Origin of the sequence: Psychrobacillus sp. NPDC093200 (genome assembly GCF_050280345.1) — a bacterium.
GTDB classification, from domain to species: domain Bacteria; phylum Bacillota; class Bacilli; order Bacillales_A; family Planococcaceae; genus Psychrobacillus; species Psychrobacillus faecigallinarum.
In genome coordinates, this window is record NZ_JBNNVC010000001.1 from 62753 (window position 1) to 89549 (window position 26797).

At 38.0% G+C, this 26797-nt stretch carries 29 protein-coding genes and 1 riboswitch; of the genes, 14 read left to right on the plus strand and 15 right to left on the minus strand.

Features of this window, described 5'->3' with window-relative positions; genetic code table 11:
• Positions 1-5: 5 nt before the first annotated feature.
• Positions 6-1445 carry a DEAD/DEAH box helicase gene (locus ACQKNZ_RS00325; RefSeq protein WP_144538324.1) on the plus strand — a complete coding sequence of 480 codons (1440 nt, stop codon included), beginning with the start codon at positions 6-8 and terminating at the stop codon, positions 1443-1445.
• Positions 1446-1759: 314 nt separating this feature from the next.
• Here the strand turns inward: ACQKNZ_RS00325 and ACQKNZ_RS00330 are convergent, their stop codons facing one another.
• Complete coding sequence (locus tag ACQKNZ_RS00330; protein WP_144538328.1) at positions 1760-2200, minus strand: NUDIX hydrolase; 441 nt, start codon at positions 2198-2200, stop codon at positions 1760-1762.
• Between the two features lie 139 nt (positions 2201-2339).
• On the opposite strand from ACQKNZ_RS00330, the gene ACQKNZ_RS00335 reads away from it, so the two are divergent.
• Genes ACQKNZ_RS00335 through ACQKNZ_RS00345 form a run of 3 tightly spaced genes read left to right on the plus strand, consistent with a single transcriptional unit; the run spans position 2340 to position 4285 of the window.
• Entirely contained in the window at positions 2340-3428 is a 1089-nt protein-coding gene (locus ACQKNZ_RS00335) for an AI-2E family transporter (RefSeq protein ID WP_144538329.1), read from the plus strand.
• Positions 3429-3439: 11 nt separating this feature from the next.
• Complete coding sequence (locus ACQKNZ_RS00340; protein ID WP_144538330.1) at positions 3440-3886, plus strand: PH domain-containing protein; 447 nt, start codon at positions 3440-3442, stop codon at positions 3884-3886.
• A gap of 9 nt (positions 3887-3895) precedes the next feature.
• Positions 3896-4285 carry a DnaJ family domain-containing protein gene (locus tag ACQKNZ_RS00345; protein WP_340862352.1) on the plus strand — a complete coding sequence of 130 codons (390 nt, stop codon included), beginning with the start codon at positions 3896-3898 and terminating at the stop codon, positions 4283-4285.
• 255 nt (positions 4286-4540) lie between these two features.
• Here ACQKNZ_RS00345 and ACQKNZ_RS00350 read toward each other — a convergent pair whose 3' ends face one another.
• Both ACQKNZ_RS00350 and ACQKNZ_RS00355 read right to left on the minus strand, forming a co-directional pair.
• Positions 4541-4753 carry a hypothetical protein gene (locus tag ACQKNZ_RS00350; protein WP_144538332.1) on the minus strand — a complete coding sequence of 71 codons (213 nt, stop codon included), beginning with the start codon at positions 4751-4753 and terminating at the stop codon, positions 4541-4543.
• On the minus strand, positions 4743-5057 hold the full coding sequence (locus ACQKNZ_RS00355) for a DUF3243 domain-containing protein (protein ID WP_144538333.1): 315 nt from the start codon (positions 5055-5057) through the stop codon (positions 4743-4745). The genes ACQKNZ_RS00350 and ACQKNZ_RS00355 overlap by 11 nt, the downstream gene beginning before the upstream one ends.
• Before the next feature lie 929 nt (positions 5058-5986).
• On the opposite strand from ACQKNZ_RS00355, the gene ACQKNZ_RS00360 reads away from it, so the two are divergent.
• Together ACQKNZ_RS00360 and ACQKNZ_RS00365 are read left to right on the plus strand one after the other, a co-directional pair.
• Positions 5987-6334 carry a DUF6054 family protein gene (locus tag ACQKNZ_RS00360; RefSeq protein WP_427657413.1) on the plus strand — a complete coding sequence of 116 codons (348 nt, stop codon included), beginning with the start codon at positions 5987-5989 and terminating at the stop codon, positions 6332-6334.
• Positions 6335-6478: 144 nt separating this feature from the next.
• Positions 6479-8635, plus strand: a complete 2157-nt coding sequence (locus tag ACQKNZ_RS00365; protein WP_191697303.1) for a YhgE/Pip family protein — start codon at positions 6479-6481, stop codon at positions 8633-8635.
• 67 nt (positions 8636-8702) lie between these two features.
• Here ACQKNZ_RS00365 and ACQKNZ_RS00370 read toward each other — a convergent pair whose 3' ends face one another.
• The 5 genes from ACQKNZ_RS00370 to ACQKNZ_RS00390 all read right to left on the minus strand — a co-directional run bounded on the left by ACQKNZ_RS00370 (position 8703) and on the right by ACQKNZ_RS00390 (position 13953).
• Positions 8703-9668 carry a DMT family transporter gene (locus tag ACQKNZ_RS00370; RefSeq protein WP_191697302.1) on the minus strand — a complete coding sequence of 322 codons (966 nt, stop codon included), beginning with the start codon at positions 9666-9668 and terminating at the stop codon, positions 8703-8705.
• Between the two features lie 12 nt (positions 9669-9680).
• Positions 9681-10907 carry a peptidase T gene (pepT, locus tag ACQKNZ_RS00375; protein WP_191697301.1) on the minus strand — a complete coding sequence of 409 codons (1227 nt, stop codon included), beginning with the start codon at positions 10905-10907 and terminating at the stop codon, positions 9681-9683.
• A gap of 33 nt (positions 10908-10940) precedes the next feature.
• On the minus strand, positions 10941-11594 hold the full coding sequence (locus ACQKNZ_RS00380) for a lysoplasmalogenase (protein WP_191697300.1): 654 nt from the start codon (positions 11592-11594) through the stop codon (positions 10941-10943).
• Positions 11595-11817: 223 nt separating this feature from the next.
• Positions 11818-12228: an RDD family protein gene (locus tag ACQKNZ_RS00385; protein ID WP_340844011.1), complete on the minus strand. Its 411-nt coding sequence runs from the start codon at positions 12226-12228 to the stop codon at positions 11818-11820.
• Between the two features lie 27 nt (positions 12229-12255).
• On the minus strand, positions 12256-13953 hold the full coding sequence (locus ACQKNZ_RS00390) for a M3 family oligoendopeptidase (protein ID WP_427657416.1): 1698 nt from the start codon (positions 13951-13953) through the stop codon (positions 12256-12258).
• Between the two features lie 154 nt (positions 13954-14107).
• Between ACQKNZ_RS00390 and ACQKNZ_RS00395 the strand changes: the two genes are divergently transcribed.
• Positions 14108-14857: a DUF2087 domain-containing protein gene (locus ACQKNZ_RS00395; RefSeq protein ID WP_191697297.1), complete on the plus strand. Its 750-nt coding sequence runs from the start codon at positions 14108-14110 to the stop codon at positions 14855-14857.
• A 157-nt stretch (positions 14858-15014) separates the two neighbouring features.
• Here the strand turns inward: ACQKNZ_RS00395 and ACQKNZ_RS00400 are convergent, their stop codons facing one another.
• Both ACQKNZ_RS00400 and ACQKNZ_RS00405 read right to left on the minus strand, forming a co-directional pair.
• Positions 15015-15602, minus strand: a complete 588-nt coding sequence (locus tag ACQKNZ_RS00400) for a YdcF family protein (RefSeq protein ID WP_151111703.1) — start codon at positions 15600-15602, stop codon at positions 15015-15017.
• 13 nt (positions 15603-15615) lie between these two features.
• Positions 15616-16257: a glycerol-3-phosphate acyltransferase gene (locus tag ACQKNZ_RS00405; RefSeq protein WP_151111701.1), complete on the minus strand. Its 642-nt coding sequence runs from the start codon at positions 16255-16257 to the stop codon at positions 15616-15618.
• A 145-nt stretch (positions 16258-16402) separates the two neighbouring features.
• A riboswitch (SAM riboswitch) is annotated at positions 16403-16518 on the plus strand.
• Positions 16519-16638: 120 nt separating this feature from the next.
• Between ACQKNZ_RS00405 and ACQKNZ_RS00410 the strand changes: the two genes are divergently transcribed.
• Together ACQKNZ_RS00410 and ACQKNZ_RS00415 are read left to right on the plus strand one after the other, a co-directional pair.
• Complete coding sequence (locus ACQKNZ_RS00410) at positions 16639-17931, plus strand: O-acetylhomoserine aminocarboxypropyltransferase/cysteine synthase family protein (RefSeq protein WP_427657419.1); 1293 nt, start codon at positions 16639-16641, stop codon at positions 17929-17931.
• A 123-nt stretch (positions 17932-18054) separates the two neighbouring features.
• Positions 18055-19041, plus strand: a complete 987-nt coding sequence (locus tag ACQKNZ_RS00415) for a homoserine dehydrogenase (RefSeq protein WP_144538345.1) — start codon at positions 18055-18057, stop codon at positions 19039-19041.
• Between the two features lie 60 nt (positions 19042-19101).
• Here ACQKNZ_RS00415 and ACQKNZ_RS00420 read toward each other — a convergent pair whose 3' ends face one another.
• A complete protein-coding gene (locus ACQKNZ_RS00420; protein WP_144538346.1) occupies positions 19102-19332 on the minus strand; it encodes an excisionase family DNA-binding protein in 231 nt (76 codons plus the stop codon).
• Between the two features lie 94 nt (positions 19333-19426).
• On the opposite strand from ACQKNZ_RS00420, the gene ACQKNZ_RS00425 reads away from it, so the two are divergent.
• Both ACQKNZ_RS00425 and ACQKNZ_RS00430 read left to right on the plus strand, forming a co-directional pair.
• Entirely contained in the window at positions 19427-20311 is an 885-nt protein-coding gene (locus ACQKNZ_RS00425) for a DMT family transporter (RefSeq protein ID WP_154311910.1), read from the plus strand.
• Between the two features lies 1 nt (position 20312).
• A complete protein-coding gene (locus tag ACQKNZ_RS00430; RefSeq protein ID WP_427657422.1) occupies positions 20313-20912 on the plus strand; it encodes a CPBP family intramembrane glutamic endopeptidase in 600 nt (199 codons plus the stop codon).
• A gap of 221 nt (positions 20913-21133) precedes the next feature.
• Here the strand turns inward: ACQKNZ_RS00430 and ACQKNZ_RS00435 are convergent, their stop codons facing one another.
• The 3 genes from ACQKNZ_RS00435 to ACQKNZ_RS00445 all read right to left on the minus strand — a co-directional run bounded on the left by ACQKNZ_RS00435 (position 21134) and on the right by ACQKNZ_RS00445 (position 22553).
• Positions 21134-21304, minus strand: a complete 171-nt coding sequence (locus tag ACQKNZ_RS00435) for a hypothetical protein (protein WP_154311906.1) — start codon at positions 21302-21304, stop codon at positions 21134-21136.
• On the minus strand, positions 21297-21674 hold the full coding sequence (locus ACQKNZ_RS00440) for a YybH family protein (protein ID WP_144538351.1): 378 nt from the start codon (positions 21672-21674) through the stop codon (positions 21297-21299). The genes ACQKNZ_RS00435 and ACQKNZ_RS00440 overlap by 8 nt, the downstream gene beginning before the upstream one ends.
• A 222-nt stretch (positions 21675-21896) precedes the next feature.
• A complete protein-coding gene (locus ACQKNZ_RS00445; protein ID WP_154311905.1) occupies positions 21897-22553 on the minus strand; it encodes a LytTR family DNA-binding domain-containing protein in 657 nt (218 codons plus the stop codon).
• A gap of 199 nt (positions 22554-22752) precedes the next feature.
• Between ACQKNZ_RS00445 and aceA the strand changes: the two genes are divergently transcribed.
• From aceA to ACQKNZ_RS00460, 3 genes are read left to right on the plus strand one after another with little or no spacing between them, the layout of a single operon-like run.
• Positions 22753-24036, plus strand: coding sequence for an isocitrate lyase (gene aceA / locus ACQKNZ_RS00450; RefSeq protein ID WP_154311904.1), 1284 nt, complete (start codon positions 22753-22755; stop codon positions 24034-24036).
• Positions 24037-24063: 27 nt separating this feature from the next.
• Positions 24064-25659 (plus strand): malate synthase A, encoded by a 1596-nt coding sequence (aceB, locus tag ACQKNZ_RS00455; protein ID WP_427657425.1) that lies wholly within the window; start codon positions 24064-24066, stop codon positions 25657-25659.
• A 12-nt stretch (positions 25660-25671) separates the two neighbouring features.
• The gene (locus ACQKNZ_RS00460; protein ID WP_191697291.1) at positions 25672-25794 is read left to right on the plus strand and encodes a YhfH family protein; all 123 of its coding nucleotides are present in this window, start codon (positions 25672-25674) and stop codon (positions 25792-25794) included.
• Between the two features lie 41 nt (positions 25795-25835).
• On the opposite strand, the gene ACQKNZ_RS00465 is transcribed toward ACQKNZ_RS00460, so the two are convergent.
• Positions 25836-26717: a BsuPI-related putative proteinase inhibitor gene (locus ACQKNZ_RS00465; protein ID WP_427657428.1), complete on the minus strand. Its 882-nt coding sequence runs from the start codon at positions 26715-26717 to the stop codon at positions 25836-25838.
• Between the last annotated feature and the right edge of the window lie 80 nt (positions 26718-26797).

A 26797-nucleotide genomic window follows, 5' to 3' on the forward strand; every position in this document is an offset into this window, starting at 1 on the left:
AATGCATGATGCATTTTAAAGAATTTAAGTTAGATGATAAAATATTGCAAGCTATAGAACAATTAGGATATATAGAACCAACCGAGGTACAACAGAAGGTGATACCAGTAGCGTTGTCAAAGCAAGATATTCTAGTGAAATCCAAAACCGGTAGTGGTAAAACGGCAGCTTTCGCTACACCTTTATGTGAGTTAGTGGACTGGGAAGAAAATAAGCCTCAGGCATTAGTGTTAACTCCAACAAGAGAGCTTGCAGTACAGGTTCAAGAGGATATTACGAATATCGGTCGCTATAAGCGAATTAAAGGATTAGCGTTATATGGAAAATCGCCTTTTGCAAAACAAAAGCTGGCATTAAAACAAAAAACACATATTGTTGTAGGTACACCAGGTCGAGTGCTTGACCACATGGAAAAAGGAACATTGGATGTGTCCAAGATAGAATACTTAGTTATCGATGAAGCAGACGAAATGTTAAATATGGGCTTCCTAGATCAAGTGGAATCTATTATAAAGCTACTTCCTAAAAAACGAACTACAATGCTATTTTCTGCTACTTTGTCACAAGAAATAAAAACGTTAAGCGGCAAATATATGAATGATGCAGTATCAATAGAAATAGACGCAGGTGAAGAAGACGCCCCTAAAATTGAACACGTAAAATATGTTGTAAAGGATGATCAGAAGTTAGCATTTTTAGAAAAATTAACTATCGTAGAAAATCCTGATAGCTGTATTATCTTTTGCCGTACGAAAGAGCGCGTAGATCAGCTGGTAGATGCACTGGATCAAAAAGGTTATACAGCAGATAAGATTCACGGAGGCATGATGCAGGAGGATCGTTTTGAGGTAATGGACGATTTCCGAAGAGGAGAGTTCCGTTATTTGATAGCTACGGATGTTGCAGCCCGAGGTATAGATATTGAAGATATTACCCATGTAGTACATTATGATGTGCCATTAGAGCAAGAAAGCTATGTTCACCGGACAGGTCGAACAGGACGAGCAGGCAGAAGTGGAAAATCCATTATGCTAGCAACTCCTCATGAAGATAAATTTGTGAAAGAAATAGAAGCGTTTGTTGGCTTTGAAATTCCTAGTGGAAGTGAAATGAAGGCAGAAGCAGTAGCTCAGAATCGCGCGGCATTTGATTTGAAAATGCAGGAGCAGCCTGAATTTAAAAAGTCGAAGGGCGAGCAGCTGAACGCTAATATTACTAAGTTATATTTCAATGGCGGGAAGAAGAAGAAAATCCGTGCAGTAGATTTTGTTGGAACAATAGCTAAAATTGAAGGCATTTCTGCGGATGATATAGGTATTATTACTATTCAAGATAATGTTTCCTACGTTGAAATCCTAAATGGAAAAGGTCCTCTTGTTTTGAAAAAGATGAGAAATACAACGATAAAGGGTAAACTTCTAAAAGTTCATATTGCCCATAAATAAAAAAGAGAAGGAGTTTTCCTTCTCTTTTTTTAGTATGAAAGCAAATGCTTTTCAAATTTGGTTAGGCTACTTGAAGAGGGCTGTGAATTTTTACTCGTTTTTGGATTTAGATACCACCTTAAGCCAGACGAAGTGGGAAGTAGTAAAATTCCCAGGATTTGAATATAAAGATAAGTAGGCATATCATGAATAAGATAAAATAAGTCAGCATCCATTAGGCCGCTGACTTTTTACTAATCATTTTATTCCTTTGTATATTCCTGGATCAAAAGAGACAGATTTTCACCTAGTATGTTAAGTTTAATAACTAGTGATTAGAATAGCTCGTTCTCTATAAAGGTGCGATAAGATGCTACAATACCTTCGGGCAAGTTATTTGGAGGGAAAAATTGAAGAGAGATAGTTTCCAAGCCATCTGGAGTAAGAATACCTTCAAATTCGTTTGTTTTGTAGACAGCTGTAACCGAATAGAAAGTATCTCCGTTTGGGTTTTCAATATAATAATCTTGACCAGAATAGACATGACATAGTGTAAGTTTACCTATACGCAAGCCTGTCTCCTCAAAGACCTCTCGGCGTGCAGTATCTTCCAAGCTCTCACCCAGCTCCATTAGACCGCCAGGCAGACCATAAACTCCTGTCGCTCTTTCTTGAAGTAGTACCTCTTTATTATTGTTTAGTATTAGCACGACTGACCCAGGAAGTATAAGAGGCTGATGACCAACATATTGGCGCAGTGTTTTATAGTATTCCAAAAGTCTTCCCCCCTCTCCAAATTAAGATTTATTAACAGTTTACTATAAAAATGTTACGATACGTATATAAGTGAAACTTACCTAAAGATAATGCGTATAGAATATTAAGTTAAACATACATTGAGGATGTGAAAGTTAGTTGACTAAAAAACTATGGTTTCAAGTTGGAACTGCAATTTTATTTACGTTATTGATTATTTTTATGTTCATGCAAGTTAAGTCTATTTTCTCTCCATTTATGATAATAGCTCAAGCAATTTTTATGCCGTTATTATTAGGAGGGGTGCTCTTCTACTTATCAAGACCTCTTCAAAAATGGCTAGAATCCAAAAAGTTTCCTAGATGGGCAAGTATTATATCTGTATTTATCGTAATTGGTCTACTTATATGGGGCTTTATAGCACTTGTAAGCCCGGTATTGACCAAACAGGTGAATGCTCTGGTAAATAATACACCGGAAATGGTAGAAGAAATAGAAGATTTTATTAATTACACAATTTCTCAACGAGAGAAAATAGGAGAACTACCAAAGGCCCTCCAAACAACTTTGGATAGCGCAAGCGGAAAAATTGAAACAATAGCAGTATCTGCCGGTGGTTTTATAGTCAAGTTCATCCAGAATGTTTTCCAAGGGGTATTTTTACTAGTTCTTGTACCATTCTTCCTTGTCTATATGTTGAAGGATCACGAAAAGTTTGTTCCTTTCATTACGCAGTTCTTTAAAGGTGAAAAGAAAATCTTCATACGTAAAACTTTATCGGATATTGACGATACACTTCGTTCTTATGTTCAAGGGCAATTGTTTGTTAGTTTTCTAGTGGGAGTTATGCTATTTATCGGATATACAGCTATTGGTCTAGAGTATGCATTACTGCTAGCACTGTTTGGGATGATTATGAATGTTATTCCTTTCTTAGGGCCGTATATATCATTAGTGCCTGCTCTCATTATTGCTTTAATTCAAGAGCCTAAGTTAGCTATCTATGTGGCAATTATTATGCTAGTTGCTCAGCAGATTGAAAGTAACTTCATTACACCTAATGTAATGGGTAAATCATTGGATATTCATCCGTTAACGGTAATCACGATTATTTTAGCAGCAGGAAATATTGCCGGTCTTATGGGCATCATTTTAGGGGTACCAACCTATGCGGTAGTAAAAGCGATTTTGAAAAATATTTATGCCCACCGGGAAGGTATTAAGGACACAGCCACGAAATCTGTTTAGGAGGCGATGGGATGACCTTTAAATCTAAAATTGATAAAACCTTTACTTATATAATCATGAGTGCGATATCTATAGTAGCTCTTGCTACTCTGGTACCTGTAGTTTATGAACTATGGTCAGATAATGTAGATGTAAAAGCTGTAATTATTATTAGTTCATTGTTTGTCATGTGTGTTGCGTTTATTTTGTGGTTGACCTTTGATATTGAATACTCCTTCAAGGAGAATTATTTATTTATTAAAGGGGGACCATTCAGAAGTAAAATTCCATATGAAGATATTACGAAGGTCAATAAAACTTCACAGATTCTAGCTGGTTATCGGATTCTTTCTTCCAAGGATGCAATTGAGATTCACTATAAAAAAGCATCCCTTGGTAGTGTGATTATTTCGCCTAGTGAGCAACAGAAATTCTTATTAGTTTTGTCGGAAAAAGCTCCACATATCTCTTTGAAATGAGGATTAATGATGGACAAAGACGAATATATTCCTCCTGTGAATGATTTGATGGGGGACATTCTAAGGAACTATGAAAAAACTGGTGGGATGGAAAACTTAAAGGGCGCTGGAAAGCCGCTTTCTGAAGAGTATTTTAAGGGGGACATCTTTCAGCACTTTCAGAAAGTAGCTAAGGATGCCGGATATAAACCACATTGGCTCAAGCTACAGCATGAGATCCGTGATGAATTACAGCATATCGCTACGAAGTATGCACAGGGTCTTAATGAGGACCTGCACTTCCGAGTTACAAAGGTGAATGAAAAGATTTTAGCCTACAATAAATCCTGCCCACCTCCAATGCAAAAAAGTACGGTGAAATTAGAATCGGTAGAAAATGCATTAAACAGTTGGCATTAAGAAATAGTCTTACCTCGTGCACCTAAAATAATTAAATATATAAATCAATTAAGCGGGGTTATTTGGTTCTACTGGCGGCTATATTTTACCAACTTTTACAGCTGCGATATGTATTAGCTTTCTTTTAGACACATTAGGCTATAGTAAAAAAACAGCTATCGGTGCTAATATGCTTAGTATATTTATAATAAAAAAAAGAATGCTCCGAGGGGAACGGAGCATTCTTTTTTGTTGCTACTAGGAGCATTTTGAAACTTATCTTGGGGGAAATCGTTCTTCACTTGAAGAACGGTCTTTTGTGTGGGTATGATTTCTTTCATCTTGCACCTGTATGTTTAAATCCTCTACAGAAATTGCATCGACGGTTTGCATATCTTCATGCATATCAAACAGACTCATTTTCGTTGTCTTTACCCTATCGGGATTATCGAGTAAGCGACCATCTGATTCTTCCCGTCTATCCTTCATTTCTTGTAAGCTTTAAAAGCATATGACTAAGCGCATGTTGTTGATCTTTATCTGCACTTTTCCACAATTGCTGTAATAGGTGTTCTTCTCGGTTTTTCGGTTCTTCGTTAGCAGCAAGGTATCCAGCAACTTTTTCAGTAGCTTTCGCTAAAGTATCATCGCTAAGACCCATTTTTTCACCGATTCTCACTTTGTCAGATAGATAGTCCTTAAACGTAGTAAAGTTTTTTAGGATATCATTTTTTTCATCAGTACTGAAGCTTTCCAATGCGACTTCCACTTGTTTGTCTATTTTGCGATCCATTCTTTCTCACTCCTTTTTTTTGGATTGTTCTTAGCTATTCCCAAAGTTTTAGGGAATATGCATATTAGATTTTAATCAAATTTTTATAAAAAGTATAAGAGCTATAATTCCAAGTAAAAACCAAAATTTATAAATAGTTGACAACCCAATTGAAAATGATTATCATTATCGTATAGAGCTTGCTCAAATAGTGAGAAGGTTCTTACCAGCAACTTTTCTCCAAATTGTGGCTGAATTTTTGCAGACTTAACCCCCTCAACGTTAAGTTCGTGCATATTCTGAACGACATCCTAAGTGATGTCGTTTTTTTTATGAATTTTTTACCTCGCCTGGCTTTCAAGGTTAGTTGGAATAGTAGCGGTGGGATTGTATCTTCAATTTTTTAATGTTATCTGGATTGTGAATAACAGAATGAACCAGACATAAAAGAAAGCAAAACAGGACAAATTATAAGGAAATGTGAAGGTATTAATGGATAGCGAGTGGACAATGACATTAAGAGATCGATCATTAAGGATTCGTAAGAGAGTAAAGGTAAATTAGAAGCAGAATCCTCATTACTTGTGATGACAGGAGATGATTAAAAAAGATTTGAAATTGTAGATGCATTCCCAATTAACTTTTAGAGCGATAAATTTTTTCATGGAAGTGCAAGTAATAATAATCATATATTATTGATGATGCTGGAGTAGTAGGAATGGCTATTATAAAGGTCCTTGTCCAATTTGTTTATATATTAATTATTATGCGCGATTCAACAGCAGTTATTTACGAGAAAATGGAATGAACCGCATGACAATTTTATAGCCTACCTAAAGATTGCAATTAGGATGCTGATTATTTTTTGCGCTAAATCAAAATAGATACTTCCGTTAGTATTTGGAACCTTTTACCTTTTTAACCGTAAATTTAGAAAGGGGGAGTTTACAATGAAAGATGTGCGAGATTTTTATGTGAAAATTACACCTATTAATGCTCTGAGAGTGATAGAAGAATCAATTGTTACAGGGTCTATTTCTGGTAAGGTTCTAGACGTTTATAAACGTTCTGTGGGAAGTCAAGAGGTTGTTGTTTGTGTAATAGAAAAATTTTATTATAGAACTAGCAATAGAGCTTCTCTAACTATTACATTGGATAACCTAGAAGGAGACACAAAAGTTCATGCTGTTGCCTCTGGAGGAGGACAAGGGGCTTTTCTCCGTTTTGATTGGGGAGCTGGTGGTAATTTTGTGGACAGTGTCCGACGAGCATTGGAAAATCATATTGTAGAACAGTGATATTTTGATATTTGTAGTCTATTATTACTATTCAACAAAAATAATGAAAAATCTAAAAATTTAAAATATAATTAATGTAGAAATAAAAATGAATGGTCATTCATTTTTATTTCTACATTTTTTAATTTAAATAGGGGGTTATGTATGGGTGCGTTCCAAATGTTAGGCAAGGAGTTATCCAAGTTAACAGAGAAAAAAGGGGTGTTATTTTCACTAATTGGAGTTTTGTTAATTCCAGTAGTCTATGTAGCTGTTTTGTTATCTGCTACTTGGGGACCGTATGACAATCTTGACAATTTACCAGTGGCATTTGTTAATAATGATGCCGGCGCTGAATCAGGGGGAGCTCCAATAAATGTGGGGAATGATTTAGTGGCAGACTTGAAGAAAAATCCTTCACTTGGTTGGAACTTTGTATCGAAGGAAGAAGCTGAAAAGGGGCTGAAGAGTCAGAAGTATTATATGGCAATTGAAATTCCAGAGGATTTTTCTAGAAAAGTAACGACTGTACTTGATGCTAATCCAGAGGTGGCAGAAGTAATTTATACTCAAAATGAAGGTTTAAATTTCATGGCTGCTCAGGTAACCAAAAGTGCAACAGAAAAAATTCGAGAACAGCTAGGAAACAAAATTACTGAGACTTACACCAAAACATTATTTGCTAGATTTGGTGACATTTCTAATGGATTCGCTTCGGGAGCAGATGGTTCTAGCAAACTATATGAGGGGACTGCTAATCTTTCCGCAGGTACGAGTCAATTATTACAATCTCTAAATGAGAAGTCTGGAGATATCCAAAAGCTAGCATCTGGAGCTAAGACAGCCGAGGATGGCGCTAGCCAATTACTTAGTTCGATTAAAGGCGGAGAGAAAGATATTAAAAGGTTGGCTGCAGGTTCAAAAGAGGTTGTTCAAGGCATAGACTCTCTTAAAGCAGGATCTGACCAAGTACTAAATGGATTAAAGACCGTTAGTACAGGGAGTACAACATTATCGACAGGCTTAGAGAAACAGTTAAAGCCAGGAGCGGAGCAGTTAGCAGGCGGAATGGCTAAAGTGACGGAATCCACGAAAACGCTTTCAGGAGGTTCTCAAGGGTTAACAGAAGGTTTGAAAGGTTATTTAGCAAAACATCCTGAGCTTGCAACAGATGTTGAGTTTATGACTCTTGTTGGTACGAGTGATGCGATTACAAAAGGTCTTGCTCAATTTGATCAACAGGTTCAGCCGTTAAAGCAGGGAGCAGATGCATTAGTGGCAGGAGCGACTCAGCTAACCATTGGATCTAAGCAGCTGGATGCTGGTATCAATCAATTAGTGGAAGGGCAAACAGCAGCTAATGCTGGAATTACTCGACTAAAAACAGGAGCAAATCAGGTAGCAAATGGAAATGCTACTGTAGCTAGTTCTTGGACGAAGATTGGAAATGCAGTAAACGACTTAAAAGCAGGACTTACACAAATTAGTGATGGAAACCAAACTGTTGCGGTTGGTTGGGAGACGATGACTTTAGGTGTAACATCACTAAATGATGGTGCTAATCAATTGCAATCTGGAAGTCAGGAGCTTCAAACTGGTTTAGCTGGTGGAGCTGATCAGGTTAGCGGTATTCAAGTGAGTGAAGCCAACATTACTAAATTCTCTAATCCAGTTAGCTTTAAAGGTGAAACGGTGAATAGCTATAACTATTATCGCGATTCTACGGCCCCATACATTATTTCTTTAGCTTTATTTGTTGGCATTTTAATATTATCATTTATAGTTGACTTCAAACGTCCCGTTACTTTACCTGGTTCACTGTTTAGTTGGTACGCAAGTAAACTAATGCAGCTTTCATTATTTGCTATAGCACAAGGTCTAATGGTATCCTTATTTTCATTATTCATTTTAAAGCTTCAAGTAAATAACGTTGGATTGTTTATATTGTTTACAATCTTTGTTAGCTTGGCGTTTATGTCTATTATTTTCTTCTTAGTGGCAATAGGAGGAAACATTGGTCGCTTTATCGCTCTAGCTTTCATCGTACTTCAGCTTTCTACAACAGGATCCAATCTGCCGATACCTATGTTACCGGAAAATTTACAGGCACTTAGTAAGTTTTTACCGCTGACATACTCAAATGCAGGTCTGAAAGCTGTTATTTCTTTAGGTGATCCTGGATTTATGATGGCAAATGCATTTGTGCTTCTAATCTGCCTAGTAGCATTCCTTGTACTCACGTTTATCGTATTTGCTGTTAGCTACAAGCATGTAGCTCGCTACATCGCAGAAAAAAACCAAGTGGCAGAAGCTACAGTGTAACAAGGAGTTAATCAAAATATAAAAAGAGACACTCGTCAAAGGACTTAACGAGTGTCTCTTATTTTTTCTAGTTATCTGGCCTAGTATTAGAAGTTATCAGTTTAGTACTTTGAACCGTTGTATAGTAGCAGTGTAATACCATACCGAAGATAATAACTCCTAAGCCTACTAATGCTAAGGCAGGAGGTAAAGGGATACTTAATAAAATCATTTCTCCAATTATTACAAAGATAATTTCTGTAGATTGTGTAGCCTCCACTGCCGCTAATTTTCCTTGGTTGTTTCGTACTCGATCGGTTGCCATAAAAAAGAGGGTGGTAGCGATAACTCCAGAGCTAACTCCCACGATAAAGGACTGAAATACTTGACTGCTGGAAGGAAGTCCTACAGTAAAGGCTGCATAGAGAGCAAGTATAATCCATAATGGCATAGAAGCAATAGTCATTCCAAGGACTCTTTGAAATGTATCAAGCCTGCCTTCTAAGTGCTCCATCATCTTTCGATTTCCGAGTGGATAAGCAAAAGTGGCTATTAGAACGGGTAAAACTCCTAAAAGCAACATGCTCCCGTTTAAGTTTTGGACATCAGGTACTTGTATAAGTACAATACCTACCAAAATAATCAAAGATATAAGAAGGGACACCCGTGGAATCCTCTGCCTTATGAGTCGATCTCCAACCTTTACAAGGAAAAAGGGGGCTAATAATACTCCTGAGACTATGGTAAATTGCCACATTCCAGAAATCAGCCAGCCAGGACCATAGGCAGCGGCAAAGGTTAAAGGAGCGTAGAACAAACCAAATCCTACAAAACTCCAGATTAACCAAGTTAATGGAGCAATTTTAAGCTCCTTAACCATAGTTGGTAATCCATTTCTAAAGAAAACAATGAAGAATAAAAATGGGACCATAAAAAAGTAACGAAGAGAAGAGCTCCAAAGCCAGCTCCCCCCCGATACTTCCATAGAACGATTAAGTATAAATGTAACAGCAAAAAATAGTGAGGCTAGAATTCCTAATAATATTTCACGCATGGAAGCACCTACTTAGGCCTGTTTTTCAAAAGATTGAATGATTCCCTTCATCACTTCTGTAGCCTTTTCCATTGCATCTACAGAGATATACTCGTATTTTCCGTGATAGTTTTCTCCACCTGTAAAAATATTTGGAGTTGGCATACCCATGAAGGAAAGCTGAGAACCATCTGTTCCTCCGCGAATAGGAATGATTAATGGTTCAATATCTAATGCAACCATAACATTCTTCGCTATATCCACAATTTCCATAACAGGGGTAATTTTTTCGCCCATATTATAGTATTGGTCTTTTACGTCAACAGTAATTGCTTTCTCTCCATATTCGGCTATAATTTTTTCTGCAGTATCTTGGAAAAGCTGTTTTTTAGCTTCAAATTTTTCGCGATCATGATCACGAATAATGTAGCTTAACTCAGATTTTTCTACATCTCCATTAAAATTCATCAGATGAATAAATCCTTCATTGCCATCTGTTTTTTCTGGCACGGCATCTGTAGGCATATGAGACTGGAATTTAGTAGCCATTGTAATGGAATTCACCATTTTTCCCTTAGCAGAGCCAGGGTGCACACTCTTACCATGAGTGGTCACTTTAACGCCAGCTGCATTGAAGCTTTCATACTGCAGTTCCCCAAGTGGACCTCCGTCCATTGTGTACGCATATTTTGCTTCGAATCTCTCTACATCAAATTTATGTGGCCCACGACCAATTTCCTCATCTGGTGTAAATGCTACACGGATTTTCCCATGTTTAACTTCCGGATTTTGCAGGAAGTATTCCATAGCAGTCATAATAATAGCGATTCCTGCTTTGTTATCAGCACCTAGTAAAGTTGTTCCATCTGTAGTCATCAATGTCTGACCTACATACTGTTTTAGTTCTGGAAAGTCTGTAACAGACATTACAGTATGATCATTTAGTTGAATATCCTGTCCATCATAGTTTTCGATTAGCTGAGGATTTACGTTTTTGCCTGTGTAGTCTGTTGCTGTATCCACATGTGCTAAGAAGCCAATTGTAGCCACTTCTTTATCTGTGTTAGCAGGAAGAGAAGCAAATAAGTAACCATTCTCATCTAATGTTATTTCTTCCATTCCAAGCTCTGCTAATTCCTTCTCCAATAAATGAAGTAGGTCCCATTGACCTTCGGTAGAAGGGCAAGAAGTGCTCGAAGCGTTGGATTGAGTATCTATTTTTGCGTATCTGGTTAAGCGTTCAATCAGTATTTCTTTCATGTTAAAATCTCCTCCAATATGCAAAGCATATGTTTATTTTAACAGATTATTCCGTGTAGCGGAATAATGGGAAATTATACTGAATGCAAATAGAAATTGTGCTCCGTAATATGAAAGCATTACTAGCGCATGCTCATAAGGAACGTCTATTATAAATTTGTTAATTGCAAGAATAGAGTCAGAGAATATAAACAAAGTAGCACCAATAATGACGAATTTATTCCCTGTTTGGAAAGCGTTCCATCCCATAGTTAATATCACTGCTATGTAGAGAACTACAGCAACAGCTAAAATGGTTTCCTTTTCTGACCATAACGTTCCTGCTAGCCAAATGGTCATAATGAGACCATATATTAATAATAATGCGGCTGCCCACTTAGGAATTGAATGTTTCTTAATTTTTCTAAAGGCAAAAATGTAAATAATATGTCCAATCAAAAATGTGATGAGACCAACTATAAACCAATAAATTAATCCATCTGCAAGCATACATACAAAAAGTCCTAAAATAATGAGTGTTTTATAAATCTTTGGCAAACCAGGCGCTTGATGGAACGCAAATAAAATAATAAGCAACATAGGAATTAATTTGAACGTGATTTTTAATCCAACTGGATCATGAGGAATCAAGAATATATAGATGATTCCCATTAACGCAATAGCAATGGATAAGATTTTACTCCACATAACTGCACCCCTTTAAATTTGTTATTTACAAATATTTTCCTGATATTGTATGAGGTCCTAGTCTAATAAATTCTATATAACCACACTAAAAGGACTGAGACATGCTGTCCCAGCCCTATACTTCGGACACTAGAGATCAAATCTCAAAAAGCTGAGACCGCTCACCGCTCGGGAACTGCCTCTTCGCTTTTCTAAATTTGCTTGCCGGGGCAGATATAGGCGTTTAATCTTCATAATAAGGAGGATTATGTGTTACATAAGTTCCCCCTATAAAATCATGAAGAGCTCGCTTATCTTCACGTAAACCTACCATGAAGGCACTTACAATGACACCAATACCTAAAGTCAACCCATAAAGAAGCCCTGCGATTAAATCTCTCTTTACCATCGTCCAAATATCTACATTAGATCCGTCTATCTGGACGATTCGAATACCTGTGATTCTTTTACCTACCGTATATCCCACCCAAAAAATAGGTACTGCAAAGGAATAGAATGTCTGACCAATTGTGGTAAGCCAAGTATCACCTTCTCCTAAAAATATGAAGCTAATTAGTGATAACGGTATTCCAATAATAATTGCATCTAACAGACTTGCCCAAAAGCGTATCCAAAAACCAGCAGGATTGCTCATAAAGTATAAACCCCTTACTTTCTAATATTAAAGAGCAGCGTCGTTTACGCTATTTAAGTAATCTTCAATCGTACCAATAACTGATTCCACGCAACCTTCTTCAAAAGGAGAAATGAGATGAGCTTCCTCTACAAGCTTGGTGAAGGACATAGAGCCTCCTAATTTACAAAGGTGTAAATAATCTCTCCACGCGGCTTCACGATCCTCTCTGGAACGTTTCCAAAATTGGAATGCACAAATCTGCGCCAATGTGTAATCAATGTAATAGAAAGGACTTGCGTATATATGTCCCTGACGGTGCCAGAAGCCACCAGCTTCGTAATAACTGTTGCCATCATAATCACGGTGAGGTACGTAAATTTGTTCAATATTTCTCCACGTGGCCTTTCTTTCTGCAGGAGTCATTTCTGGATTTTCATATATAGCGTGCTGGAACTCGTCTACAGCTACTCCGTAAGGCAAGAAGAGAAGCCCACTGCTTAAATGAGCAAATTTATATTTTTCTGTTTGGTCTTTGAAGAAAAGTTCCATCCAAGGCCAAGTAAAAAACTCCATACTCATCGAGTGAATTTCACAGGATTCGAAGGTTGGCCAAATATATTCCGGAATCCCAATGTTGCGACTAGTATATACCTGGAATGCATGACCTGCTTCGTGAGTAAGAACATCAATATCTCCTGAGGTTCCATTGAAGTTAGAGAAGATATATGGAGACTCATAGTCATCTACAAACGTACAATAGCCGCCAGCTTCTTTCCCTTTTTTAGCTTCTAAATCCATCAAGTCACGATCGATCATAAATTGAAAGAACTCAGCTGTCTCTGGAGATAGCTCTTCATACATTTTCTTCCCATTATCAATAATCCATTGTGGAGAGCCTTGTGGAGTAGCATTCCCTGTTAAGAAGTTAAGTGGTTCATCGTAAAATTTAAGTTTATCTACTCCAATGCGGTTAGCCTGTCTTTCATATAGCTTATTTGCAAGAGGAACAATGTGATCACGTACTTGGTCACGGAATTTTTTAACCATTTCCGCGTTATAGTCGATTCGATTCATACGAACATAGCCAAGCTCAACAAAGTTTTTATAGCCTAGTGTAGTTGCGATTTCATGACGAATTTTAACAAGTTGATCATAAATACTATCAAATTTTTCTTCGTTTTCTTGAAAGAATCCAGCTGAAGCTTCTCTAGCCTTTTTTCTTACTTCACGATCAGTAGACTCCGTAAATTTTCCGAGTTGTGCGAGTGTATATTTTTCCCCTTCAAACTCGACTTCGGCCGATGCAACAAGCTTAGAGTAGTCAGAAGTTAGTTTATTCTCCTTTTGCATTAAACTGATTACCTCTGAAGAGAACCCCTTGATTTGAAAGTCCGCAAGATCAAATAGTTGGCTACCCCATTTCTGTTCCAATACGTTTCTATATGGGGAATTTACTAGAACTTTATAGTATTCCGTTACAAGCTCATCTACCTCAGGGCTAATTTCATCAAAGAAATCTCGTTCTTTTTGATAAAATTCATCGTTTGTGTCAATAGAAGCTCGAATATAAACAAGGTTAGCCTGAGTAGAAAAATTGTTGCGAATTACATTTATTTCTTCAATCACCGAGTTCTGCTCTTCAACAGATGTTGCTTCCTTCATTTTAGCCAATAGTTCATGAAAAGCCATCTTCATTTCTTGTAAATCTGGTCTCTTATATTTGTATTCCTTAAATGTAACCAATGTATTTCCCCCTATATATATATTAATCTATTCCTTCTAATTGTTTATTATTTTCAGATAAATTGCAACTTATAATTTAACTTGTTTTATTATAGATAATAATATAATATGTTTGTAAATAAATAAACATATTAAGGAGTTGTTTGTTTTAGTCATGATAGAAAAATTTTGGGAAGTTACCATTGAAGAGATGAAAAAGGGATACGTGGAAGAAACAAACGTTTTTCAGTGTTTGCTATGTGGGGAACAGATAGAAAAGGGTGTCATCTACCCGGAGAATAATGTGTTATATGAAGCTGAGAAATTTATGATTCGTCATATCGGCAACAAACATGTGTCAATTTTTGAGTATTTAAGTGGTTTAAACAAAAAGCTAACGGGCTTGACCGAACATCAAAACAGTCTGATTCGTCTATTTTTTGAGGGGAAGAGTGATTTAGAGATCCAAAAGGAGCTAGGAATAGGGAGTGCCTCAACTATTCGAAATCATCGGTTTGTTCTAAAGGAAAAGGAAAGACAGGCGAAAATATTTTTAACAATGATGGAACTGTTGAAGGAAAGAGATAATCATGCCCCTGCATTCCTGCCTGTTCACAAGAATGCAACCATGGTGGATGATCGCTACAATATCACGGAAGAAGAACAAGCTGAACTCGAAAGCAAATTTTTTCCCGAGGGGATTAACGGACCAATGCTAAAATTTCCGAAAAAGGAAAAACAAAAGCTTTCAACACTTAGAGTTATTATTCAACGTTTTGAACAAGAGAAAAATTACACTGAAAAAGAAATAAATACGATCTTAAAAAATGTCTATGAGGATTATGTGACGTTAAGACGTTATTTAATCGAGTATGGGTTTTTAGATAGAAAAGATGATGGCAGCACTTATTGGGTGAAGGATTAACGATGAATTAAAAAGAGCCTCAAGTAAACTCTGCAAGAGCTTATAGTGGATAGAAAGATACAGAGGAGAATCGATGCAACAAAGGGAGCTCGGATAAAGAAGTCAATCCGTTCTTTTAGCTAGGGAGAGATTATAATTTTTGCATCTCTCCCTTTTATTATTTTCCAGATACAAAGGTTTTGAGCAAGGCAGCCCTTTCACGTAATCGCAATTTTGACTCTGAAATTTGTGGTGTCTTAGCAGCAACCACATCTGCATTCCATCCTATTCCTTCTGCAATAATCTTTGCCCGTTGTAGATGAAAATCACTCGTAATAATTGTGACAGAGGTAACGCTATCGGGTAGAAGCTGTTGGGAGAACAGAAGGTTTTCATACGTAGAAGTGGATTGATCTTCTACGATTATTCGACTCTCGGGGATTCCATTCTCCATGAGATATTCCTTCATAACCACTGCTTCCTCTATATCCTCGTCCGGTCCTTGTCCTCCAGTCACAACGAGCTTTACATTATGATATGTGTTTGCATATTCTAGTGCAGCCTCTAGACGATATCGTAGTGCAAGAGAAGGAATCTGGCCTTGTTTAACCTTGGCCCCTAATACAATTGCGTATTCATTGGAACCGTTTGCCTTAGGTTTTAATCCATCCTCTAGCCATTTGCTTGTAAGCATCCACATACCGACTCCACTAGTTGCCATTATTATTAAAGGAACTAGCACAATCCACCTCTTTTTTTTGCTCATTTAACCACTCCTTTTACAGTGATGGCTTTTTTTTCTTCATAACAGAGGAAATCTTTACTTCTTCTTTTCGAATTAACCGCTGAACATTCTCTATATGTAAGAACGACGCCATTAGAAATAGAAATCCTGCAACTATGATTGGACCTATTCCATCTGCGGTCCATATAGAGGCTCCTATAAAGATAAGGTAGAAAAAGAATACACCTATCAATAAATAATCAGTCAAAAGTGTGATGCATATTAACAATAATAGTCCTGCTAATCCAATCGGCCAATGTAACGCTAGCAGTACTCCAATGATGGAAGCTGTGCCTTTACCGCCTTTAAATTTTGTGTAAATAGGAAAGTTATGCCCTAAGATTACAGCAGCACCAGCTATATAAAGCAAAAAATCATGCTCAGAGGTACTAAGTGAGGTCAGCTGCGGAGCAATTAATCTTGCCCCAATAATCATAATTGCGCCTTTTAAAATATCTATGGCTCCTACTAAAACGCCATACTTCCATCCAAGCACTATGGTGGCGTTGGAAGCTCCTGAATTATTTAAGCCTTCTTTTTTTATATTAACACCACTCATCCATTGGGCTAATTTTGATCCATGAATCGAACCAACTAAGTAGCCTATTAAAAGAATGCTAACACTCCAAATAATCATTCTATGACACCCCCAAAAATAATATTCTATCTATTATATTAAACGATTATAAAATGATGAAGTTTCAGAATTTTATATAAAATAACTTGACTTATAAATAACGGAGGATTTATACTGTGTAACAAGATGGAACACTAATCTAATACTCTTATCAAGAGTGGCGGAGGGAATAGGCCCTACGATGCCCGGCAACCACCAAGTTCTTTTACTTGGAAAGGTGCTAAATCCTACAAATTCTTTTATGAATTTGGAAGATAAGAGGAGGAACATGTCAATTTGACCCCTCTTCTTAAGTGAAGAGGGGTTTTTACATTGGCAGTTCTATAATCCTCTCCCGCCTCCAAGCATCCATCTAATCTACTAATAACGGAGGAATTCAAAATGACAAATCTTCAAAAAGAAACACTTCTATTGCATGGTGGACAACAACCGGATCCAGTCACAGGATCAAGAGCGGTACCGATTCACAAAACAACCTCATATGTATTTCAAAACACTGAGCATGCTCAAAATCTATTTGCATTAAAAGAGACTGGTAACATCTATTCCCGAATAACAAACCCAACAGTTGATGTTTTTGAGCAAAGAATTGCATTACTTGAAGGAGGTACTGCCGCAGTGGCCCTTTCATCAGGGATGGCAGCCATTGCATTTTCTATTTTAAATATTGCAGGCGCTGGAGATGAAATTATCGCAGCTGAAAACTTATATGGAGGGACCTTTAATCTTTTTGCTCATACACTTCCTCGCTATGGAATTACTGTGAAGTTTATAGATTCAACGAATCCTGAGAATTTCAGATCAGCAGTTACTGAGAAGACAAAAGGTTTTTTTGCTGAAATTATTGGAAATCCAAGCTTAAATGTACTGGATGTGGAGCAGGTAGCTACCATTGCAAACGAAGTGGGGGTTCCATTACTAGTAGATAATACTTTCGCTACTCCGTTTGGTTCAAATCCAATTGAGCATGGCGCTCATATAGTTATCCATTCGGCGACAAAATGGATTGGAGGTCACGGTACAACAATTGGTGGAGTAGTAGTTGATGGAGGTAACTTCAACTGGAATTCTGAAAAATTCCCGGGCTTTACAGAGCCAGACGTAACCTATCATGGTTTGCGCTACGGAATCGATGTTCCAGGCGTGGCATTTGCTATAAAGCTAAGAGTCCAGTTGCTACGTGATTTTGGTCCTTCTCTAAGCCCAGAAGCAGCTTTCTCCTTTCTTCAAGGATTAGAAACACTTCACTTACGAGTGCCAAGACATAACGAAAATGCCCAGAAAATTGCGGAGTACTTAAATGACAATGAGGAAGTTTCATGGGTTAACTATTTAGGGCTTGAAAGCCATCCTACACATGAACTTGCTAAAAAGTATTTAAAGAATGGATACGGTTCTATTTTGACATTTGGAGCAAAGGGAGGTAGAGAAGCAGGTAGACATATTATCGATAATATAGAGATTTGGTCACATGTAGCAAATGTGGGAGACGCAAAATCTCTAATTATTCATCCAGCTTCCACTACTCACCAACAACTTACACCGGAGGATTTGGTAAAAACAGGGGTTACAGAGGATCTAATTCGCTTGTCTGTAGGCTTGGAGGCAGTAGAAGATTTACAAGAAGCACTTGGAAAAGTACTTTTAGAGAAAACAAATGTCCTCTCTAGATAGAATTTTGTTGTTAATTGAGTGGAAATAGTCTACAATATGTAAAATAGTCAATTAGTTAATTGAAATTTTATTCAAGTACGATTATTTAAATTCAATTGTACAGATTCATTTGGAGGAGACAGCATGGCAAAAATAAAAGCAGCAATCTTAGGATTTGGAACAGTCGGCCAAGGGATTTATCACATTGTGAATGAAAAACGAGAAGACTTAAAAAAGTCATTAGGATTGGACATCGAAATATGTGCGATTCTCATTAATAATTTAGCTAAAGAAAGACCCGAGACCCCAGGCGTATTAGTGACAGATGACTTTGAGGATATTGAAAATATTCCTGGGCTTCAAGTAGTTTTTGAAGCAATAGTTAACGAAGAGCCGGCTTATAGCTATTTATGTAGAGCGATAGACAAGGGCTGTCACGTCATTACAGCAAATAAGGTCATGTTCTCAAAATATAGTATCCCATTGCAGGAACGCGCAAAGTCACGAGGAGTTTTTGTAGGGTATGAGGCGACCACTGCAGGTGGAGTCCCAATTATTAAGACATTAAAAAATCTACTTCAAGTAAACTCAGTAAAAAAGATTCAAGGTATTTTAAACGGAACGTCCAATTATATTTTGACACAAATGCGTTTAGAGGAATCTCCATTTGAAGATGCGTTAAAAGAAGCACAGTTATTAGGGTATGCGGAGGCAGATCCTTACAATGATATCTCTGGTCAGGATGCATTTCGCAAATTAATGATTTTAAGTGCATTAGCGTTTGGAAAACAGCCTGATTGGAACGAGGTACGTGTAGTAGGAATCGATGAAATTACATTAGAGGATGTGCGTAAAGCGAAGGATACCGGGCTCCGTTACCGCCATGTGGCAGAAATCGAACAGGATGAAAACGGAGAGCTTTATGCTTCAGTAGGACCTCAATTAGTGGGACCAGATCATCCGTTATATGCTATTGAAGGTGTAAATAATGCTGTATCCTTAGATACGAACTATATTGGAACACTAACATTGGTAGGACCTGGAGCTGGTATGTATCCTACTGCTAGTGTAATGGTAGAGGATTATGCAGAGATCATTGGAAAACGCGCAGGTTTTTTCATTACTATATAAAAAAACAAAAGGACATTTCCCAAGGAAACGTCCTTTTTGTTTGATGTATGCTTAAAACGGTTAGTCTTCGTCTTTTACGTCTATGTCTTCTGGAATAGGAGTGTTTCGCCACTCGTCGATTTGGCGTTTCAATTCTTCCACTTGCTCTAAATGGGTTTCGAACTGTGCACTATTGACGACATACTGCTCTCCGTCAAAGACAGCACGTATCTTTTTTTCGGCTATATACCTTTTGACCTGATCAAGTGGCATTGACAAGAAATCAGCCGTTTCTTCTACTGTCATGTACATGTACAAATCCCTCCTACATATTAGTATAATGGAGAAAAAGAAGTAACTCAACGCTCCTACTTATATTTTAGTGATAGCAGAAAGGATGAAATGAGTGACTGTTATACCATACATATTCGTATTACTCGGTGCCATGCTTTGGGGAACGACAGGCACTGCCCAAACATTTTTACCAGATAATGCACATCCATTTATTATTAGCGCAGGGCGTTCAGCAACGGGAGGAATTCCTTTACTGATCGTTATGATTTTACTAAAAAAATTTAAGTTTCGCTCTTGGCCATGGAAAGAAACATTATACGCTGCTATTTGCATATCCCTGTTTCAATTATTATTTTTCTCATCGGTTCGTTTAACAGGAGTGGCGATTGCTAGTGTGGTGGCTATAGGAAGTGCACCGGTATTCTCCGGAATGGTTGAGTGGATCTTCTTTAAAATGAGACCGACAAGAGTATGGGGTCTCTCTACTGGACTAGCAATAGTAGGCTGTCTGTTTTTATTTTTAACGAAGGGTGAAGTCACTATAGATCCCGTCGGCATTTCGTATTCACTGATCGCCGGACTTATTTTTGCCTTTTATACATTAACAAGCAAATCTCTTTTGCAAAAGGAAGAAGCGATACCCGTGGTAGCGATGACATTCTCGCTTAGTGCGTTTCTGTTAACACCATTTCTCTTTGTGTATGACATAAGTTGGCTAGCTGATGCAGGGAACGTGGGAATCATCTTCTATTTAGGATTAGCTACAACAAGCGTGGCCTACGTTTTGTATGGTTGGGGTCTTCGCAAAATCCCAGCCTCCTCTGCACTGACCTTGTCTCTAGCAGAGCCGACTACAGCAGCCCTTCTTGGTGTGGTTGTCGTAGGTGAGATATTGAGTGCTACTTCTTGGGTCGGTATTGGCCTCCTGCTTGGAAGTATTGTCATTCTGACTGTAGGCAGTAAAGCAAACAAAGAATCGAAACAGGTGGAGGTATAGGTTGAAAAATGTAAGCGAAAGACAAGTAAATCACATGAATCTGAAGAGTGCTATACCAGCATTTATGGGCTTGAATCTATGTTGCTTGGCAATCCTCCTTTTTATGGTGATAGAAGACTATTTGGCACTTTCAAGCGTCTTATCATTTAATGAAGTTTCGAAAATGATTATCTTAATAATCTTCGCATCGATTGTTTTAACCCTATATGGAATTTTACTTACCTATTTAACTTCAGCAGAACATATAAATGATACGAATAAGGGATATCAAAACAACTCGATTTTTGTTATTGTCTCGTTTATGTTTGTAGCTGCACTTTTTGAGGAACTACTTTTTCGAGGAATTATCCAAAATGTCTTGTTTTTAACCTTGGAACATCAATGGCTTGCAATTATTTTAACTGCTTTTTTGTTTATTGCATTTCACATACAGTACTATAGGAAGCCGTGGATGCTGCTAAATATCACAGTTCCAAGCTTAGTGTTAGGCTGGAGTTATTTTTATACAGACAATTTATTGGTCCCTTTATTTATTCATTTTGTAAACAATGTTGGTATTACGATATTATTTAAATTTAATGTGATAAAACTAAAATCTTAATTGGAACCGCAGCCTTTTAAAAGGGGCTGTGTTTTTTGTTTTCAGGGAAAGGTGAATGAGTGCGACTTGTTGAATAATATAAAAAGAAGTCCTAATCAGGAGAGGAAAGCTACCATTTGCATGTATATGATACAGATGCCATGGAAAGTTCGGAGAGTCATATAGAAGAAGAAACATTGGCTTTACCAAAGCATTGAGAGAGGGATCGTTATCCCTCTCTTTTAATCTAATTTGTTTGTGTTCTGAAGATTGTCTAGCTTTCTAGAAATCTCTTTTAATAGTTCATTGCGCTCTTTGCTCGAATGAACCAATGTAATGACAAACCAGATAATAAAAATCCAGAATGCAAAGAAAAGAATAAGAGGGATAATTGCAATAATTGTATTAATCATACTTCTCCTCCTTTACTATTTTATTGCTTAAATGCTCATGAATGAGTAACCACCTTCCTTCTTCCTTCACGAACACATTCGTAGCTCTACCTTCTCCACTTGAATACTCTCCATTGATGTACCCTTCATAAAAGTAAGTATAAATACAAGTGGCTGAAGTTTCACCTTGATGAAGCCAGTATACATTGCGAGCTTCATAGTTTTCGTCTTTTACAATGGTCCAAGCATTTTCAAAATAAGTCTGAATTGCTTGATGAGTAGTACAGGTTTGATCAGAAAAAAAATAAACGGCATCTTTGTGCAATACTTTTTGTACTTCTTCAAAGTTGTGGGTATTAGTTGCTGCTATATAAGTGTTCAATATTTCCATGATTATCCTCCAAATATGTATTATTTTTATAATATAGAAAACTTTTCGTGAAAACAACCGAGGTTTGAAACTAAAAAGGAGCTTCCAATTGGAAGCTCCTTTTGTTTATGTCCATTTAGCGAGATTTATGACCGCATAAAAAATTTTATGACCGTTCATAAGGAAAATATGACCGTATAGATTTTTTTATGACCGGATACAAGTATTTATGACCGTTCAGCTTTAAAATCCCAAAACGCTCCTAACCTCCGCCATATAAGATTGGCTAACGGGTAATTCCGTACCGTTCGTTAATACAACTAATAAATTTGATGAAAAGTCTCGAATGATTCGATCAATAAAGGAGATGTTGACGATATAAGAGCGATGTATACGTATAAAATTATCGGGTAGCCGCTTTTGAAGATCCTTTAAAGGAATAGTTGTTTTATACGTCTCTCCCTCTGCGTAAAACCAGGTCTTCTTTTGCAAACTTTCCATGTATTCTATTTTTTCAATGGGCACTGGCTTCCATTCATCTTCCTTTTTTCCTGTAAGAAATCGAAAGGGTTGAAACTTCTTCACGCTATGTTGTGGAGGGAGTATTACAACTAATACTGCATCTTCGCCATTAATCTCTATTGGGTATCCCACCCCGTAATAAGGTATATGAAACAAATTATCGTCTAACACAGCTTCCGCTCTGCATCCACTCTTCAAAACTACATCTGCAATACTTCCTGGCTGTACCTTCTGTCCTTCTTTTAACTGGAGATCATGCTCTCCTGCGTAGTAATAGATGTACTGGTCTTTAACGGCAATTGCTATGGAAGCCTCCTTAGGAATCCACTCCTCTAGCAGGCTACTATATCTCTTTAATTGGTTTTTTGTTATTTCCATTTATACACCTCCAAGGTCAATTATTTGCATTCATCCATCCTATTTCTAATTCATCCCTTTAAAAAAGCAACCTATCCAAAAACCGATACAGAATAATTCCTTCTGTTATATATTAGATTACAAGAAACACAGCTGTTATGATACAGTAAAAAAGACATATTTTCAATTATCAAAAAATTAAGGAGAGGTGTGTTGAATTATGATAAATAGACAACAACAAGTAGAAGAGCTTAGAAAGCAATGGGAAGAGGATAGCCGTTGGAAGGGAATAGAGCGCCCTTATACTCCAGAAGAGGTTATTAAACTTCGAGGATCGCTACAAATCGAGCATACATTGGCGCGCAAGGGAGCAGAACGCCTTTGGAAATCTCTTCATACAGAAGATTTCATAAATGCCTTAGGAGCCCTAACAGGAAACCAAGCAGTACAGCAGGTAAAAGCAGGTCTTCAAGCAATTTACTTGAGCGGCTGGCAGGTGGCAGCAGATGCTAACCTTTCAGGTCAAATGTACCCAGATCAAAGCCTTTACCCGGCAAACAGCGTGCCAGCAGTAGTTAAGCGTATTAACCAAGCTCTACAACGGGCAGACCAAATTGACCAAGCAGAGGGGCGTGAGGATGAGTTTGATTGGTTTGCACCGATCGTTGCAGACGCTGAGGCTGGTTTTGGTGGACCACTAAATGTATTTGAATTAATTAAAGGAATGATTGAAGCTGGGGCAGCAGGCGTTCACTTAGAGGACCAATTAGCCTCCGAGAAGAAATGTGGTCATTTGGGAGGGAAAGTTCTACTTCCTACGCAAAATGCTATCCGCAATTTAGTAGCAGCTCGTCTAGCAGCAGACGTGTCAGGGGTACCAACCGTTTTAATAGCACGTACAGATGCAGACGCTGCAGATATGGTTACAAGTGATATCGATTCAAGTGACCATGAATTTATTACTGGGGAAAGAACGCCAGAAGGCTTTTACCGAACAAAGGCAGGTATCGACCAAGCAATTGCACGTGGTTTAGCATATGCACCATACGCAGATCTAGTTTGGTGTGAAACGTCCCATCCAAGCCTAGAGGAAGCAAAACAATTTGCTGATGCCATCCATGCTAAATATCCAGATAAAATGCTTGCATACAACTGCTCTCCATCCTTTAACTGGAAGGCTAATCTGGATGAAGAAACGATAGCTGAGTATCAAGTAGAACTAGGCAAGATGGGTTACAAGTTCCAATTCGTTACACTTGCAGGTTTCCATTCACTGAATCACAGCATGTTTGAGCTTGCGCATGAATATAAAACTAAAGGCATGGCAGCTTATTCTAAATTGCAGCAAGCAGAGTTTGCCAATGAGTCAAAGGGGTATACAGCTACCAAACATCAGCGTGAGGTTGGTACTGGCTACTTTGATGAGGTATCTCAAATTGTATCTGGTGGAACTTCCTCTACAACTGCAATGAAGGGATCCACAGAAACAGCACAATTTGCTTGATCATTGAAGAAATGGGAGGGTAAAGGAATGGAACAAACAACTGCAAAAAATATTGAAGTAGTAGGGAATGAAGTTGAAGGAATGTACGAAATATTAACGCCAGAGGCTTTGGATTTCATCGCTTCACTTCATCAAACATTTGATGATCGAAGAAAGGGATTACTGATTGCTCGGAGAAAACGCCAAGAAAGGCTAGATAATGGTGAAAAGTTAGATTTTCTAGCAGAGACGAAGCATATCCGAGAAGGGGATTGGACAATTGCCCCAATCCCTCAGGATCTACAGGATAGAAGGGTAGAGATTACAGGGCCGGTCAATCGGAAAATGGTCATCAATGCCTTAAACTCTGGAGCCAAAGCATTCATGGCCTGCTTCGAGGATGCAACATCTCCTACGTGGGAGAATATGATTGAGGGTCAAATCAATATGAGGGATGCAGTTAAAAAGACGATTTCTTATATTCAACCTGAAACGGGTAAAAGCTATCATTTAAAGGATGAAACAGCAGTGTTGCTCGTGCGTCCAAGAGGTCTACATCTCATGGAGAAAAATATTCATATAGATGGAAAACCGATTTCCGGCAGCTTCTTTGACTTCGGTTTATATTTTTTCCATAACGCAAAAGAGGCAATCGAGCGGGGAACAGGACCGTACTTTTATCTGCCAAAGCTAGAAAGTCATCTAGAGGCTAGACTGTGGAACGATATCTTTGTTTTCGCTCAGGAGAAGCTAGGTATTCCACTGGGGACTATAAAAGCAACTGTATTAATAGAAACAATTATGGCGTCATTTGAAATGGATGAGATTTTATACGAGCTAAAAGAACATTCTGCAGGATTAAATTGTGGACGCTGGGATTATATTTTCAGCTACATCAAGCGCCTCCGCAATCAGCCAGGGGTAATCTTACCAGACCGAGGCCAGGTGACAATGACTTCTCCGTTTATGAGAGCATATACGCAGCTTTGTATTCAAACCTGTCACAAGAGAAATGCTTCCGCAATCGGTGGCATGGCAGCCCAAATCCCCATTAAGAATGACGAAGAGGCAAACGAGGCAGCCTTTGCCAAAGTACGGGAAGATAAAAGAAGAGAAGCCTCTGATGGTCATGATGGAACTTGGGTGGCCCATCCAGGGCTAGTACCAGTAGCATGGGAGCAATTCGATGAGCATATGCCAACCCCAAACCAAATCCATCGTAAACGAGAGGATGTGCAGGTAACTGCGGAGGATTTACTTGAAGTGCCAACTGGAACAATTACGGAAGAAGGACTTCGATTAAACTGTAGTGTTGGGGTTCAGTATATCGCTTCTTGGCTTCAAGGAAATGGAGCTGCACCTATTAACAACTTAATGGAGGATGCAGCGACGGCAGAAATTTCTCGTACGCAGGTTTGGCAATGGGTTAGACATCCAGAAGGAAAGCTAGAGGATGGAAGGAAAATTACAATGCCGCTTGTCGAGCAAGTTCTAACAGAGGAGCTAGGAAAGCTAAAAGCAGATTTCGGCAATGATATCTATTTGTCCGGTAGATATATGGAGGCAGCAGAGCTATTTTTGACTCTTGTAAAAGAGGATAACTTCATTGAATTTCTAACAATTCCAGGCTATGCAAAACTATAGGAGGTGATTGGAATGAATAAACCTACAAGTGAAAAAAATTCAAAGATTTGTCGCGAATGTGGATGTGTCATCCAAGAGCAAGTAGAATCTCCATTATTCGAATGCGAACGCTGTCTAAACAAAAGAAGTGAATAAATAAAAAGAGCTTGGAGGCAATCCAAGCTCTTTTCATTTCATTAATTTGGTTTTGTATATTGTTCATCTCTTGTAAAGGTGCTAACTGCTCCCATATGTGGAAGAACAGCCGGGCTTCCATCTTGTTGCACGAAATCAATCTCCTCTAATTTAGGGAAGTTCTCAAAGTAGGAATGAAGGACTTTACCAATGAATAAATACTCCCCAGCCGTACCTTGTACGTTTTCTGTAGTTTTATCCATAACAAGCACTAGCTTTTTATCGTCATTTTCAAATCGATAGTCCAACAAACCGACTTTAGTTGTATCTATTTCCTCAAATATTTGCTTCACCATATCACCAGATGGATCGATTTCTACATCATAAGGCTCCACGAATTCAGCATTATCGTCCTCGCGATAAAGAGTAACTTTACTTATTTCTTCTGCAGGAGGGGCGCTCTCCTCTGCTTTTTCCGTACCAGCCCATTCATAAGTAGTTTCAACTTTTTGGTCACTAAGTTCAGGTGCTAATGACCAAGCCACCAGCGTATACTTTCCAGCAGGTACATCCACGAGCTCATTTTCCAGGTCTAGCTCAAAGGTAATTTCTTCATTTGGCTGAAGCTTTTTTTCTTGAATTGCTTGTGTAAAGCTTTTATTTGCAGAGTACGTATATACTACAGTTTTATCTTGGTCCAGTAGCTGATATTCCACTTCCTGGCCACTGGTAAATGACAAGGTACTTTCTTTATTTGACTCGTTTTTTATAAGGAAAACTGCTTCTCCATTAGCTTCCACGTTTAACTGAGTAGACACTTTAGACTCAGTTTCTTGCTGCTCGCTTCCCGTCGTAGAATTATTTTCATCATTATCATTAGTTCCGCAGCTTGCAAGAATTAAGAGCATAAAAACAGTTAGCAAACTCCATAGCATTTTTTTCATCTTGTTCACTCCTTTAAAACATTAGACAGTTTTTGCGCGAGAAAGTTTCAGATAAGACGGAAAAATAATAGAATAGATGC

What these genes read in the sequence shown, in the direction of transcription:
- ACQKNZ_RS00395 (WP_191697297.1), top strand. Translation starts at nt 14,108, where the DNA reads ATGATAGAAAAATTTTGGGAAGTTACCATTGAAGAGATGAAAAAGGGA.
- ACQKNZ_RS00350 (WP_144538332.1), bottom strand. Translation starts at nt 4,753, where the DNA reads ATGAAGGATAGACGGGAAGAATCAGATGGTCGCTTACTCGATAATCCC.
- ACQKNZ_RS00445 (WP_154311905.1), bottom strand. Translation starts at nt 22,553, where the DNA reads ATGGAAATAACAAAAAACCAATTAAAGAGATATAGTAGCCTGCTAGAG.
- ACQKNZ_RS00365 (WP_191697303.1), top strand. Translation starts at nt 6,479, where the DNA reads ATGGGTGCGTTCCAAATGTTAGGCAAGGAGTTATCCAAGTTAACAGAG.
- aceB (WP_427657425.1), top strand. Translation starts at nt 24,064, where the DNA reads ATGGAACAAACAACTGCAAAAAATATTGAAGTAGTAGGGAATGAAGTT.
- ACQKNZ_RS00325 (WP_144538324.1), top strand. Translation starts at nt 6, where the DNA reads ATGATGCATTTTAAAGAATTTAAGTTAGATGATAAAATATTGCAAGCT.
- pepT (WP_191697301.1), bottom strand. Translation starts at nt 10,907, where the DNA reads ATGAAAGAAATACTGATTGAACGCTTAACCAGATACGCAAAAATAGAT.
- ACQKNZ_RS00460 (WP_191697291.1), top strand. Translation starts at nt 25,672, where the DNA reads ATGAATAAACCTACAAGTGAAAAAAATTCAAAGATTTGTCGCGAATGT.
- ACQKNZ_RS00440 (WP_144538351.1), bottom strand. Translation starts at nt 21,674, where the DNA reads ATGGAAATATTGAACACTTATATAGCAGCAACTAATACCCACAACTTT.
- ACQKNZ_RS00420 (WP_144538346.1), bottom strand. Translation starts at nt 19,332, where the DNA reads ATGTACATGACAGTAGAAGAAACGGCTGATTTCTTGTCAATGCCACTT.
- ACQKNZ_RS00435 (WP_154311906.1), bottom strand. Translation starts at nt 21,304, where the DNA reads ATGATTAATACAATTATTGCAATTATCCCTCTTATTCTTTTCTTTGCA.
- ACQKNZ_RS00405 (WP_151111701.1), bottom strand. Translation starts at nt 16,257, where the DNA reads ATGATTATTTGGAGTGTTAGCATTCTTTTAATAGGCTACTTAGTTGGT.
- ACQKNZ_RS00355 (WP_144538333.1), bottom strand. Translation starts at nt 5,057, where the DNA reads ATGGATCGCAAAATAGACAAACAAGTGGAAGTCGCATTGGAAAGCTTC.
- aceA (WP_154311904.1), top strand. Translation starts at nt 22,753, where the DNA reads ATGATAAATAGACAACAACAAGTAGAAGAGCTTAGAAAGCAATGGGAA.
- ACQKNZ_RS00380 (WP_191697300.1), bottom strand. Translation starts at nt 11,594, where the DNA reads ATGTGGAGTAAAATCTTATCCATTGCTATTGCGTTAATGGGAATCATC.
- ACQKNZ_RS00410 (WP_427657419.1), top strand. Translation starts at nt 16,639, where the DNA reads ATGACAAATCTTCAAAAAGAAACACTTCTATTGCATGGTGGACAACAA.
- ACQKNZ_RS00345 (WP_340862352.1), top strand. Translation starts at nt 3,896, where the DNA reads ATGGACAAAGACGAATATATTCCTCCTGTGAATGATTTGATGGGGGAC.
- ACQKNZ_RS00340 (WP_144538330.1), top strand. Translation starts at nt 3,440, where the DNA reads ATGACCTTTAAATCTAAAATTGATAAAACCTTTACTTATATAATCATG.
- ACQKNZ_RS00400 (WP_151111703.1), bottom strand. Translation starts at nt 15,602, where the DNA reads ATGAGCAAAAAAAAGAGGTGGATTGTGCTAGTTCCTTTAATAATAATG.
- ACQKNZ_RS00385 (WP_340844011.1), bottom strand. Translation starts at nt 12,228, where the DNA reads ATGAGCAATCCTGCTGGTTTTTGGATACGCTTTTGGGCAAGTCTGTTA.
- ACQKNZ_RS00465 (WP_427657428.1), bottom strand. Translation starts at nt 26,717, where the DNA reads ATGAAAAAAATGCTATGGAGTTTGCTAACTGTTTTTATGCTCTTAATT.
- ACQKNZ_RS00370 (WP_191697302.1), bottom strand. Translation starts at nt 9,668, where the DNA reads ATGCGTGAAATATTATTAGGAATTCTAGCCTCACTATTTTTTGCTGTT.
- ACQKNZ_RS00415 (WP_144538345.1), top strand. Translation starts at nt 18,055, where the DNA reads ATGGCAAAAATAAAAGCAGCAATCTTAGGATTTGGAACAGTCGGCCAA.
- ACQKNZ_RS00360 (WP_427657413.1), top strand. Translation starts at nt 5,987, where the DNA reads ATGAAAGATGTGCGAGATTTTTATGTGAAAATTACACCTATTAATGCT.